8 protein-coding genes are annotated in these 12,761 nt (G+C 73.3%); 3 read left to right on the forward strand and 5 right to left on the reverse strand.

All coding sequences use genetic code 11. The annotated features are described in order from the left end of the window. Positions 1 to 184 precede the first annotated feature (184 nt). The 4 genes from cydD to hisC all read right to left on the reverse strand — a co-directional run bounded on the left by cydD (position 185) and on the right by hisC (position 7,867). Positions 185 to 3,964 carry a thiol reductant ABC exporter subunit CydD gene (cydD, locus tag ABFY07_RS25440; RefSeq protein WP_346176708.1) on the reverse strand — a complete coding sequence of 1,260 codons (3,780 nt, stop codon included), beginning with the start codon at positions 3,962 to 3,964 and terminating at the stop codon, positions 185 to 187. Between the two features lie 22 nt (positions 3,965 to 3,986). Continuing rightward, complete coding sequence (cydB, locus tag ABFY07_RS25445) at positions 3,987 to 5,000, reverse strand: cytochrome d ubiquinol oxidase subunit II (RefSeq protein ID WP_346176709.1); 1,014 nt, start codon at positions 4,998 to 5,000, stop codon at positions 3,987 to 3,989. A gap of 13 nt (positions 5,001 to 5,013) precedes the next feature. Then, on the reverse strand, positions 5,014 to 6,603 hold the full coding sequence (locus ABFY07_RS25450; protein ID WP_346176710.1) for a cytochrome ubiquinol oxidase subunit I: 1,590 nt from the start codon (positions 6,601 to 6,603) through the stop codon (positions 5,014 to 5,016). Between the two features lie 184 nt (positions 6,604 to 6,787). Further along, a complete protein-coding gene (hisC, locus tag ABFY07_RS25455; RefSeq protein WP_346176711.1) occupies positions 6,788 to 7,867 on the reverse strand; it encodes a histidinol-phosphate transaminase in 1,080 nt (359 codons plus the stop codon). 424 nt (positions 7,868 to 8,291) lie between these two features. Between hisC and ABFY07_RS25460 the strand changes: the two genes are divergently transcribed. The 3 genes from ABFY07_RS25460 (at position 8,292) to ABFY07_RS25470 (ending at position 12,181) form a co-directional block, all read left to right on the forward strand. Beyond that, on the forward strand, positions 8,292 to 9,392 hold the full coding sequence (locus ABFY07_RS25460) for a LacI family DNA-binding transcriptional regulator (RefSeq protein WP_076970923.1): 1,101 nt from the start codon (positions 8,292 to 8,294) through the stop codon (positions 9,390 to 9,392). 317 nt (positions 9,393 to 9,709) lie between these two features. Then, a complete protein-coding gene (locus tag ABFY07_RS25465; protein ID WP_346176712.1) occupies positions 9,710 to 10,957 on the forward strand; it encodes a metallophosphoesterase in 1,248 nt (415 codons plus the stop codon). A 183-nt stretch (positions 10,958 to 11,140) separates the two neighbouring features. Continuing rightward, positions 11,141 to 12,181 carry a hypothetical protein gene (locus ABFY07_RS25470; RefSeq protein WP_346176713.1) on the forward strand — a complete coding sequence of 347 codons (1,041 nt, stop codon included), beginning with the start codon at positions 11,141 to 11,143 and terminating at the stop codon, positions 12,179 to 12,181. Here ABFY07_RS25470 and ABFY07_RS25475 read toward each other — a convergent pair. Further along, on the reverse strand, positions 12,178 to 12,729 hold the full coding sequence (locus tag ABFY07_RS25475; RefSeq protein ID WP_346176714.1) for a TIGR03086 family metal-binding protein: 552 nt from the start codon (positions 12,727 to 12,729) through the stop codon (positions 12,178 to 12,180). The two genes, ABFY07_RS25470 and ABFY07_RS25475, sit on opposite strands and share 4 nt — an antisense overlap. Positions 12,730 to 12,761: the final 32 nt, after the last annotated feature.

Genomic DNA, 12,761 nt, shown 5'->3' on the forward strand with positions numbered 1-12,761 from the left:
GACGATATGAGGACCAAGCGGCCCGCGAGGCTCATCCCACCGTCGGTCACGGAGGCGCGCATTCTGACGCGGCAATAGTTGGACCGCGTAGGTGAGCGGTTGCCCTGCCCGGGCTAACTCCTCCCCTGGCGCCGCCTTGTCCCGCACCGGGGGAGCCGCCGCGTAAACCGTCCACCGCGAAAAGTCACCCGGAGTACGCGCCGGCGCCCGCCAGAGAAGCCGCGCCGGCCGCCAGGCGGTCCTCCTCGGCCTCGCGCCGCAGCATCCGGCGGAACGGACCGTCGGTAGAGGCGAGTTGGGCGTAGGTGCCGCGCTGCACGGTCCGGCCCTCTTCGAGCACGACGACCTCGTCGACCGCCTCCAGGCCCGCCAGCCGATGGGTGATCAGAACGGTCGTACGCCCCCGTGTGGCCGACAGCAGATCCGCCGTCAGCGCGTCGGCGGTCGGCAGGTCCAGGTGTTCGGCGGGCTCGTCGAGCACCAGCACCGGGAAGTCGGCGAGCAGCGCGCGGGCCAGGGCGAGCCGCTGCCGCTGGCCGCCGGACAGCCGCGCGCCCGACTCGCCGACCGGCGTGTCCAGGCCCTCGGGCAGCCCGTCCACCCACGTCAGCAGCCGGGCCGCGGCCAGCGCCCGGCGCAGCTCGCCGTCGCTCGCGCCGGGGCGGGCCAGACGGAGGTTCTCGCGCAACGAGCTGTCGAAGATGTGCGCGTCCTGGGCGCACAGACCCACCAGCCGCCGTACCGCGTCCGGGTCCATGGCCGCGGTGTCGCGGCCCGCGAGCGTGTACGTGCCCGACCGCGGGTCCAGGAAGCGGAGCAGCACATGGGCGAGGGTGGTCTTGCCCGAGCCGGACGGGCCGACCACGGCGACCCGGTGGCCCGGCCGCAGCTCCAGGTCGAACCCGTCCAGGGCGGGCGCGCGCCGTCCCGGATACCGGGCGGAGACCCGGTCCAGGATCAGCGGGTAGGGCCCCCGCGGCGCCTCGGCGCCTGCCTTCGCCGGCCGCTCCACCGCAGCTGCCTCGTCCACCGAGTTGCCCCTCACGGGCGCGCCGTCCTCCACGGGCGGGCCGTCCACCACGTCGTACACCCGCCGCGCGGCCCGCCGCACCCGCTGGCGGTGCTGCATCGCGAGAGGCAGACCCGCGACCGTCTCGAACGCGGCGAGCGGCATCAGCACCACGACGGCCAGCCACACCCCGCCGAGCCGGCCGTCGGCCACGGCCCGCACGCCCGCCCAGGCCGAGGCCGCGACCGTCAGCCCGCACGCCAGCGCGGACAGCCCGGCCCCAACACCGGTGGCGGCGGCCGCCCGCCGGGCGATCCGGGTGAGCACGCCGTCGACGCGCCGCACCTCGTCCAGCCGGCGCGGCAGGGCACCGGCGACGGTCAACTCGGCGGTGCCGGTGAGCACCTCGACGACCTGGGCCGACAGCGCGCCGCGCGCGGGGGCCAGCCGGCGCTCGGCGTGGCGGGCCAGCGCGCCGGAGACCAGCGGCGCCACGACCCCGGCCACCACGAGCCCGGCCGCCAGCACGGCGCCCGCCTCCGGCAGCAGCCACCCGGTGAAGCCCACCGAGGCCACGCCCACGGCCAGCGCGGCGCCCACCGGCAGCAGCCAGCGCAGGAAGTAGTCCTGGAGGGCGTCCACATCGGCGACCAGCCGGGACAGCAGATCGCCGCGCCGGGTGTCCTTCAGCCCGACCGGTGCCAGCCGCTCCAGCCTGCGGTAGACGGCGACCCGCAGTTCGGCGAGCACCCGCAGCACGGCGTCGTGCGAGACCAGGCGCTCGGCGTAGCGGAAGACGGCCCGGCCGATCCCGAAGGCCCGGGTCGCGGTGACCGCCACCATCAGATAGAGCACGGGGGGCTGCTGCCAGGCGCGCGAGATCAGCCACCCCGAGACGGCCATCAGCCCGACGGCGCTGGCCGACGCGAGGGTCGCGAGCAGCAGCGCGAGCGTGAACCGGCCCCGCCAGTCCCGTGCCGACTCCCGCACCCACGCCAACGCGGAGCGGTGCGCGCGGGGCGCCTCGCCGGCCGCCGCGGCATCGGAGGCCGCCTGCGGGCCCGGTTCCTGAGGGCCCGATTCCTGAGGGCCGGCCGGGTCGGTGGTCGCTTGAGGGCCCGCCGGGTCGGTGGTCGCTTGAGGGCCGGCCGGGTCGGCGGCCGCCGCGCGGGGTGCGGCGTGGTGCGCGGGCTCGGCCCAAGGGGCCGGGGGCCGGGGGGCGGTGGCGGGGCCGGGCAGCCGCACCACGCGGTCGGCGACGGCCAGTAGGGCCGGGCGGTGGACGACCAGGAGGACCGTGCGGCCCTCGGCCAGCCGCCGCACCGCCTCCACGACCGCCGCCTCCGTCTCCCCGTCCAGGCCCGCGGTCGGCTCGTCCAGCAACAGCACCGGCCGGTCGGCCAGGAACGCGCGCGCCAACGCGATCCGCTGCCGCTGCCCCGCGGACAGGCCCGCGCCCATCTCGCCGAGGCGGGTGCCGGCCCCGTGCGGCAGCGCGTCGACGAAGCCGAGCGCGCCCGCGTCCCGCAGCGCGGCCCGCACCGCCGCGTCGTGGGCGTCCGGTCGCGCCAGCCGTACGTTGTCGGCGATCGTCCCGGCGAAGAGATACGGGCGCTGGGGCACCCAGGCGATCTGGCGGCGCCAGCTCTCCGGGTCGAGCGACGCCAGGTCCCGCCCCGCGACCAGCACCCGGCCCGCGGTCGGCTCGGCGAACCCCAGCAGGGCGTTCAGCAGCGTGGTCTTGCCCGCCCCGCTGGGGCCGACGAGGGCCACGGTCTCCCCCGGGAGGATCTCGAACGAGGCTGCGGCCAGGGACGGTTCGGACCGGCCGGGGTGGCGCACCTCCAGCCCCTCCACGCTCAGCGTCGCGCCCCGGGCGTCGGGGGCGGGCGCGTCGCCCGCCGCCCTGGGCTCGCGTTCGAGGACCGCGAAGACCTCGTCGGCGGCCGCGAGCCCTTCCGCCGCCGCGTGGTAGTGCGTGCCCACCTGCCGCAGCGGCAGATACGCCTCGGGGGCCAGGACGAGCACCACCAGCCCGGTGTACAGGTCCAGCTCGCCGTGGACCAGCCGCATGCCGATGCCGACGGCGACGAGCGCGACCGACACCGTGGAGAGCAGTTCGAGCGCGAAGGAGGACAGGAAGGCCAGGCGCAGGGTGCGCAGCGTCGCCCGCCGGTAGTCCGCGGTGATGGCGCGGATCGACGCGGCCTGGGCCTTCGCGCGGCCGAAGACCTTGAGGGTCGGGAGCCCGGCGACGACGTCCAGGAAGTGTCCGGAGAGCCGGGACAGCAGTCGCCACTGACGGTCCATCCGGGACTGGGTGGCCCAGCCGATGAGGATCATGAAGAGTGGGATCAGCGGCAGGGTGGCGGCGATGATCAGGGCCGAGACCCAGTCGGCGGTGAGGATGCGGGCGAGCACCGCCACCGGCACCACGACGGCCAGGCCCAGCTGCGGCAGATAGCGGGCGAAGTAGTCGTCCAGGGCGTCGATGCCCCGGGTGGCGAGGGTGGTGAGCTCCCCCGTGCCCCGCCCGCCCGACCGCCCGGCGCCCGACCGCCCAGCGCCCGACCGCCCAGCACTCGGCTGCCCGGCGCCCGGCCGCTCCGCGCCCGACGCATCGGCCCCCATCCGCTCGGGTCCCAGCCGCACCGCATGCGCGAGCAGCCGCATCCGCAGCTCCGACTTGACCGCCGCACCGGCTCGGTGGGCGGCCAGTTCGGTGAGCCATGCGACCGCGGCGCGGCCGACGGCGACGGCCGCCAGCAGCGCCAGCGGGCGCCCGAGGTCGCCCGGGGCGGCGCCGTGGACGAAGGCGGCGACCACCACCTCGGCGATGAGCATGGCCTGCGCCACCACCAGCCCCGCCGCCACCAGCCCCAACGCCACGGACGCGGCGAGGAAGAGACGGGTCGCCCGGGCGTGACGCAGCAGCCGGGGGTCGACTGGTTTCACGTGAAACACACCACCCGTGGGGTCAGTGACCGGTCGGCTCGGGAATGTGCTGGGTGCCGATCCGCTTGCGGAAGACCCAGTAGGTCCACGCCTGGTAGGCCATCACCAGCGGGGTCATCACGGCCGCCACCCAGGTCATGATCTTCAGCGTGTACGGGCTCGACGCCGCGTCCGCGGCCGTCAGGCTCCACCTCGGGTCCAGCGAGGAGGGCATGACGTCCGGGAAGAGCGCGAGGAAGAGCATCGCGACCGCGGCGGCGATGGCCACCCCGGACAGGGCGAACGCCCAGCCCTCCCGTCCGAGCCGGTTCATCACCAGCGCCGCGAGCAGCGCGACCACGGCGACCAGCAGCGCGGCCAGCGACCGTCCGTTGCCGGTGTCGTGCTGGGTCCAGCCGAGCCAGACCACGGCCAGCACGGCGGCGACCGGGCCGAGCCCCGCCGCGTATCGCCGGGCTCGCGTCCGGATCTCCCCGACCGTCTTGAGCGAGGCGAACACGGCGCCGTGGAAGGTGAACAGCACCAGGGTGACCGCCCCGCCGAGCAGGGCGTGCGGGTTGACCAGGTCGAGGAGGTCGCCGGTGTAGTTCTTGTCCGGCCCGATCGGCACCCCGCGCACCATGTTGGCGAAGATCGCACCCCACAGGAAGGCGGGGAGCAGCGAGCACCAGAAGATCACGTTCTCCCAGTTGCGCTGCCAGCGCTCCTCCGGCCGCTTGTGCCGGTACTCGAAGGCGACGCCGCGCAGGATCAGACAGACCAGGACGGCCAGCAGTGGCAGGTAGAAGCCGCTGAAGAGCGTCGCGTACCAGTCGGGGAAGGCGGCGAAGGTCGCGCCGCCCGCCGTGATCAGCCAGACCTCGTTGCCGTCCCAGACCGGGCCGATGGTGTTGATGAGCACCCGGCGTTCCGTACGGTCCCGGGCCAGCGGCTTGGTCAGCACGCCGATGCCGAAGTCGAAGCCCTCGAGGAAGAAGTAGCCGATCCACAGGACGGCGATCAGCACGAACCAGACGTCGTGAAGGTGCGGTGACATGGCTCTCTCCGGCTCAGTACGCGAAGGTCAGCGGCTTGTCGGCGTCGGCGTTCCCGTGCGCCCCTCCGGCGCCCGGGCCGCCGGAGGGCAGCCGCAGCCGGGGGTCCTTGGCGGGGGGCTTCTCGTCGGTGTCCGGCCCGGCCTTGGCGTACTTGGCCAGCAGCCGCACCTCCACCACCGCGAGCACGCCGTACAGCAGGGTGAAGACGCCCAGGGATATGAGGACTTCGGTCCGGCTGACGCCGGGGGAGACCGCGTCGGCGGTCTTCATCAGCCCGTACACCACCCATGGCTGGCGTCCCATCTCGGTGAAGATCCAGCCGAAGGAGTTGGCGATCAGCGGGAAGCCCATGGTCAGGATGCCGATCCGCCAGGACCACTTGGTCAGCAGGGGGCTCATCTCGCGGCTCTTGGTGAGCATCAGCCGCGGCACCTCGTCCTCACCGGTGCGGAAGGCGGGGGACAGCCACCGCTTGCGCCGGGTCGTCCACAGCCCGATGAGCGCGGCGGCGAACGAGGTCATCCCGAAGCCGATCATCAGCCGAAAGCCCCAGAAGGTCATGAAGATGCTGGGGATGTAGTCCTCGGGCTGTCCTCCGTAGGCCGCGGCCTCCTTCGCGGCCACGTCGTTGATGCCGGGGACGGAGTCGGTGAAGTTGCTGTGCGCGAGGAAGGAGAGCACCCCGGGGACCTCGAGCTCGACGCTGTTGTGTCCCTTGCTGACGTCGCCGACGGCGAAGACCGAGAAGGGCGCGGGCGCCTGGGTCTCCCACAGCGCCTCGGCCGCGGCCATCTTCATCGGCTGCTGCTCGAACATCACCTTGCCGAGCTGGTCGCCGCTGATGGCCGTGCCCAACCCCGCGATCACGGCGACGACCAGACCCACCCGCAGCGAGGCCCGCATCGCCCCGACCTGCTTCTTCTGCTTCTCGCCCAGCTCCTCGCCGCGGTCCTGCCGGCGCTTGGCCCGCCACAGGTGGAAGGAGGCGATGCCCACCATGAAGGCGGCGCCGGTGAGGAAGGCCGCGGTCAGGGTGTGGAAGACCACGACCAGGGTGGTGTTCTGGGTCAGCACCGCCCAGATGTCGGTGAGCCGCGCCTTGCCGGTGGCCTGGTCGATGGCGTAGCCGGTCGGGTGCTGCATCCACGAGTTGGCGGCGAGGATGAAGTACGAGGACAGGACGGTGCCCAGCGCGACGATCCAGATGCAGGCGCAGTGGATCTTCTTCGGCAGCTTGTCCCAGCCGAAGATCCACAGCCCGATGAAGGTGGACTCGAAGAAGAAGGCGAGCAGCGCCTCCATGGCCAGCGGGGCGCCGAACACATCGCCCACGAAGCGCGAGTAGTCCGACCAGTTCATGCCGAACTGGAACTCCTGGACGAGACCGGTGACCACGCCCATCGCGATGTTGATCAGGAAAAGCTTTCCCCAGAACTTGGTCGCGTGGAAGTACTTTTCCTTGCCGGTGCGGACCCAGGCGGTCTCCAGTCCGGCGGTGATGGCGGCGAGAGAGATCGTGAGGGGGACGAAGAGGAAGTGGTAGACGGTGGTGATGCCGAACTGCCATCGCGCCAGCGTCTCCGGCGCCAGAGCCAGATCCACGGGAATCTCTCCTTACGGTCTTGCCACGGGGTCGGCCCGCACCCCAGAGGAGCTTGTGAACGTATTCACATTCACAAGCTATGATACGCACGTGCGTGCGCCCCTTCTCACCGGGGGGGTGGAAGGGGCGCAAGCGGAACGTATCGGTATCCTTCGGCGGCGACCCTCGTCGGCCGCGAAGGCGTCACAGCTCCTTGCGGAACTCCTCGGCGACCCGCAGGAAGATGTCGTTCGCCTCCTCCTCGCCGATCGTCACCCGCACCCCCTCGCCCGGGAACGGGCGCACCACCACGCCCGCCGCCTCACACGCCCCCGCGAAGTCCACCGTGCGCTCCCCCAGCCGCAGCCACACGAAGTTCGCCTGCGACTCGGGCACCGTCCACCCCTGCCCGCTCAGCGCCCCGCTCACCCGCGCCCGCTCCTCGACCAGCGCCGCCACGCGCTCGCGCAGCGCGTCCTCGCTGCGCAGCGAGGCCACCGCCGCGTCCTGAGCGAGCTGGCTGACCCCGAAGGGGACCGCCGTCTTCCGCAGCGCGGCCGCCACCGGCTCATGCGCGATCGCGAATCCGACCCGCAGCCCGGCCAGGCCGTACGCCTTGGAGAAGGTGCGCAGCACGCACACGTTGGGCCGCTCCCGGTAGAGCTCGATGCCGTTCGGCACCCGCTCGTCCCGGATGAACTCTATGTACGCCTCGTCCAGCACCACCAGCACATCGCTGGGCACCCGGTCCAGGAAGCGGGTCAGGCCGTCCCGGCCCACCACCGTGCCCGTGGGGTTGTTGGGGTTGCAGACGAAAATCAGCCGGGTACGGTCGGTGACCGCCTCCGCCATCGCGTCGAGGTCGTGCACCTCCCCCTCGGTCAGCGGCACCCGCACCGACGTCGCCCCGGAGATCTGGGTGATGATCGGGTAGGCCTCGAAGGACCGCCAGGCGTAGATCACCTCGTCGCCGGGCCCGGCCGTCGACTGCACCAGCTGCTGGGCGACGCCCACCGAGCCGGTGCCGGTGGCCAGGTGCTCCGGCGGCACGTCGAAGCGGTCCGCCAGCTCGGCCGTCAGGGCGGTGCAGGCCAGGTCGGGGTAGCGGTTGAAGGAGGCGGCGGCGTCCATCGCGGTCTCCAGCACCCCCGGCAGCGGCGGATAGGGGTTCTCGTTGGAGGACAGCTTGAAGGCGGCGGGGCCGCCCGCCGCGGCCGGCTTGCCGGGCTTGTACGTCGGAATGCCGTCCAGCGCTCCACGCAGCTTCGGGCTCTTCTCAGTCACCGCGGCTCCTCCTCGACCGTCCCGTCCGTGCGCGGCGCCCGCCGCCCACGTCGATACCTCATACCTTATGAGGCGCCCTGGGCCCGGAGTACCGGGCGAGCACGACCCGGTCACGGACGACGGCGCGCCCCGCGCGGTCCCCCGGCCGAGGGTCCACAGATGAGGGGGAGCGATTCCGCTTCCGCCGTGCGCCGGTGGCGAGCGCCCTGGCGCGCATCACCCGTGCAGGTGAGTTGCGCCCTCTTCCGGACAGCGGCCAATCGGCAGGCATGGATATGCCAGAGGCGACTACTGCCCCGCCCCATCCCTCAACCGGCTTTGTTTCCAAGGGAATTGAGCACAGCGCTCATGCAGAAACGTGCCTTCGGAAGACCGGCCGCACCCCGGCGCGCGGGGCCCGCCCTCGCCCTACTATCGGCTCGCCATGACAGCAGCAGGGAAGCATCAGGTGAGCCGGTCGACCGGCCGCCGGCTGGAACGCGCGGGCATCCGGGACGTGGCCGCCGCAGCCGGGGTCTCGATCACGACCGTCTCCGACGCGCTCAACGGTAAGGGCCGGCTCCCGGATGCCACCCGCCGCCATGTCCGCGAGGTCGCCGAACGGCTGGGCTACCGCCCCTCCGCCGCGGCCCGCACCCTCCGCACCGGCAAGTCCGGCCTCATCGGCCTGACCGTGACCACGTACGGGGATGAACCTTTCACCTTCACCGAATTCGCGTACTTCGCCGAGATGGCCCGCGCCGCCACCTCCGCCGCGTTGGCCCGCGGCTACGCCCTCGTCATCCTGCCCGCCACCTCCCGCCACGACGTGTGGTCCAACGTCGCCCTCGACGGCACCGTCGTCATCGACCCCTCCGACCACGACCCGGTCGTCACCGGGCTGCTGCGCCAGGGCATCCCCGTGGTCAGCGACGGCCGCCCGGCCGGCACCCTCCCCGTCACCGCCTGGGTGGACAACGACCACGAGGCCGCCGTCCTCGGCCTGCTCGACCACCTCGCCGACGCCGGCGCCCGCCGCATCGGACTGCTCACCGGCACCACCACCGACACCTACACCCGGCTGTCCACCACCGCCTACCTCCACTGGTGCGAGCGGGTCGGACAGGACCCGGTGTACGAGGCCTACCCGGCCCACGACCCGTGCGCCGGCGCCGTCGCCGCCGACCGGCTGCTGGCCCGCCCCGACCGCCCCGACGCCGTCTACGGCCTCTTCGACCCCAACGGCACCGACCTGCTGGCCGCCGCCCGCCGCTACGGCCTGCGCGTCCCCGACGACCTGCTGCTGGTGTGCTGCAGCGAGTCCGCCGTCTACCGCACCACCGAGCCGCCCATCACCACCCTCTCCCTCAAGCCCCGCCGGATCGGCACCGCCGCCGTGCAACTGTTGATCGACGCCATCGAGGGGCCGGGCCACGAGCACCCCGTCGAGCGCGTGATACCCACCGAACTGATCGTGCGGACGTCCTCGCAACGCCGTCCGCCCCGCACCACGATCAGCGCGCCACGCAGCCGCGCCGGCGGCTGACGACCTCCGGTGCGCCGGGGGAACGGCGCCGCGACGCCCCGCACGGCCGCCCCTCGCCCCGCCCCCCATCGCACCCCAGGTCGTAACCTGAGGAAGACTTGAGCATGACGCGAGACGCACCCGAGCCCGATCCGCTTCCCCTACCGGGCCAATCCGGGATAAAAGACCGTCCCAGTGGGACCGCGCCCCGATTGACGGCACCCTGGTGCGTCACAAGCCCGTACGGTCATTCCTATGATGGGCGGACGACACCGCGGACCGCCCTCGACCAGGCATGGTCCACACGGTGGCACGGCGGCGCGATGGTGGAGGGGTCGATGACTCAGGGGGCCGGTCTGGGAGCCACGGCACGGACCACGGCGGCAGTCCCGCCCGTGCCCGTGTACGGATCGTCCGCCGCGCCCGGCCCGCTTCCGGGCGACGGCGCGGTCCCCGCCGCCCCCAACCCGTACGCCGGGACCGCCTACGGTGCCACCCCGCACGGCCGGGTGCCCCGCGACCCCGTCCGCGCCGCTCCGCCCTCGCACGCGGCGCCCGCGGCGCAGCCCGCCGCGCCCACCGCGCCCGCGCGCCCCGCCGCGCCGGTCCCGCCCGCTGAGTACACCCCCACCGAGCGCTCCCTGCCGGTCATGGGCCCCGGGCACACCCTCCCGGACACCCCCCTGGTGCCCCCGCAGGACCGCCCGACCGTCGAGCTCATCCCCGTCCCCGACCCCGAGCGCGCCCAGGAGGCCGAGCCCGGCGGGCCCGGTCCGCTCTACGTCGTGGGCGACGTCCACGGCTACCTCGACGAGCTGCGCGAGGCGCTCGCCGCCCAAGGGCTGATCAACGCCAAGGGCAACTGGTCCGCGGGCAACGCCCGGCTCTGGTTCCTCGGCGACTTCACCGACCGCGGCCCGGACGGCATCGGCGTCATCGACCTGGTCATGCAGCTCTCCGCCGAGGCCGCGGCCGCCGGCGGCTACTGCAAGGCCCTGATGGGCAATCACGAACTGCTGCTCATCGGCGCCAAGCGATTCGGCGACACCCCCGTCAACTCCGGCGCGGGCACCGCCTCCTTCCAGGCCGCCTGGTTGCTCAACGGCGGCCAGCGCACCGACATGGAGCGGCTCGAGGACCACCACCTGCAGTGGATGTCCCGGCTCGACGCCATGACCGAGCAGGACGGACACCTCCTCGTCCACTCCGACACCACCGCCTACCTCGAGTACGGCGACTCCATCGAGGCCGTCAACGACGCGGTGACCGAGACCCTGCAGCGCAGCGACGCCGACGAGTGCTGGGACCTGTTCCGCAAGTTCACCAAGCGCTTCGCCTTCCGCGACGAGGACGCCGGCCCCCTGGCCGTCCGCGAACTGCTCGACACCTACGGCGGGCAGCGCATCGTCCACGGCCACAGCCCGATCCCGTATCTGCTCGGCGAGGTCGGCTCCGAGGAAGGCGAGGACGAGGGCGCGCCGACCGTCGAGGGCCCGCACGTCTACGCCGACAACCTCGCAGTCGCCATGGACGGCGGTGTCACCATGGCCGGAAAGCTGTTGGTCGTCCAACTCCCGCTGAACTGAGGGTTCATATCACGCCGCGCGGGGAAGATAGACAGTTTCACCGACGCGGAGTGATTTCGGGAAAGTCACTGTCACCCCGCGCCGGATCGGCTCTACCATCGGCTTATCCGTAGCAGGCTCTCCTCCGTTTCCGCCCCACTGCCCGGTGACAGCCGGCATCAAGGCCCTACGGAGCATCGGGGGATGCACATGAACAGCGCTCCGCACCTGCTGATCGAGGACCGCCCGGAGTTCGAGCGGGTTCTCGACGAGGCGCTGCGTACCGCGGACCGCCGCGCGGACCTCAGCGGCGTCGGACAGCGGCTCACCACCGAGCAGCTGCGCACCATGGCGATGAACGCCGCGGCCGCCATCGCGGCCCGCGCGGCCGACGAATACCAGCACTATGTGGACGCCCGCGAGAAGCTGCGCCAATCCGCGCCACCCGACTGGCCCGGCGCCGCCGACACCGCAGGCGGCCCCCGCTCGCCCGACGGCGCCCGCTCGCCCGGCGCCACCCTGAGCCCCGTCGGCGAAGGCGGGCACGGCGGGCCCGCGGCCGGAGCCCCGGAGAAGGGCGGCGCGGCGGGCGACGCCGCGGGCCGGCCGGGCGAGGCGGCGGCCGGCGGCGGATTCGCCGCCGCGGTGGGTGACGCGGCGTCCGGCGCCGGGCTCGTCGCCGTGCTCTCCGTCCTGGCCCCGGTCCTGGCCGGCACCGCGGCGATCATCTTCCTCCTCGCCGGCTATCTGCTGCGCCTGCTCCACCCCACGCCGTCCATCGCCCAACCGATGATCACCGCGGGCTGGCTGTTCGCCGCGCTCACCGCCGCCGGCCTGCTGATCGCCACCATCGGCCTCCTGCTCACCGCGCTGCGCAACAGCTCGGGGGCGGTCGGGGGCGGCGCGCGCAGCAGGCAGCGGGAGGACGTGGAGCGCGCCAGAGAGGCCTGGCGGCTGGCGCTGCTGGAGCGCGGCGTGGTGCCCTTCCTGCGCGACGCGCTGGCGGATCCCGCGGCGGCCGACGGCTCCCACACCTCCCCGGCCCCTCCCCCCGCCTCCACCCCGACGCGCCCCACCGCGACCCACACCCCCACCAGGTCCGAGGCCATCGGCCGCACCCCCCACCTCGGCTACAGCCGCCCCGGCTTCAGCACCCAGGGCGACGCCTCGAAGACCCGCCCGCGCTACAGCAGCCCCGACTTCACCAGCCCCGACTACGGCGGGCCGGAACACCAGCCGGACTAGTCCGCCCCGGCCACGGGCCGCGCCCCCCGCCCGGTGATGGCGAGCACCCTGGCGAAGGCGTCGGCCCCCGGCCCGGGGTCGGCCCCCTCCCCGAACCTCCCCGAGGCGCCGAGCGCCGGACCGAACGGCACCAGCCATTCCAGCGCCGCCTCGGCCAGACCCGGCTCCGGGGCGAACTCCACGCCCAGGGCCTGGGCGAGATCCCAGGTGTGCACGCAGACATCCCCCCAGCGGATCATCAGCAGGGCGTCCCCGCTCAGCTCGCCGAACATCGGATGCGACACCACCCGCTCCAACACCCCCTCTCCCTCCGCCGCCCGCTCCACCCGCGCCGCCCACTCCTCCACCGTGTCCCCGGGCGCGGTGACCAACTCCTTGCCCGTCAGCAGCGAGGTCACCATGGCGTGTCCGCCGATCACATGCGCCACCAGGTTGCGGACGTTCCACTCGCTACAGGGGGTGGGCAGCTCCCAGTCGTCTTCCTTTGCCGTGCCGAGAAGTTCGGTGAACCGTGCGTTGACGACGCGCAGGGCGTGTCGGTTGTCCATCGGGCTGCTCCTTGAGTCGTCGTTCAGGGTCT

Origin of the sequence: Streptomyces sparsogenes subsp. cuspidosporus (genome assembly GCF_039532705.1) — a bacterium.
Classification (GTDB): Bacteria; Actinomycetota; Actinomycetes; order Streptomycetales; family Streptomycetaceae; genus Streptomyces; species Streptomyces sparsogenes.

Coding starts and splice junctions, on each gene's coding strand:
- cydB (WP_346176709.1), bottom strand. CDS start 5,000: ATGTCACCGCACCTTCACGACGTCTGGTTCGTGCTGATCGCCGTCCTG.
- ABFY07_RS25460 (WP_076970923.1), top strand. CDS start 8,292: ATGACAGCAGCAGGGAAGCATCAGGTGAGCCGGTCGACCGGCCGCCGG.
- ABFY07_RS25465 (WP_346176712.1), top strand. CDS start 9,710: ATGACTCAGGGGGCCGGTCTGGGAGCCACGGCACGGACCACGGCGGCA.
- ABFY07_RS25470 (WP_346176713.1), top strand. CDS start 11,141: ATGCACATGAACAGCGCTCCGCACCTGCTGATCGAGGACCGCCCGGAG.
- ABFY07_RS25475 (WP_346176714.1), bottom strand. CDS start 12,729: ATGGACAACCGACACGCCCTGCGCGTCGTCAACGCACGGTTCACCGAA.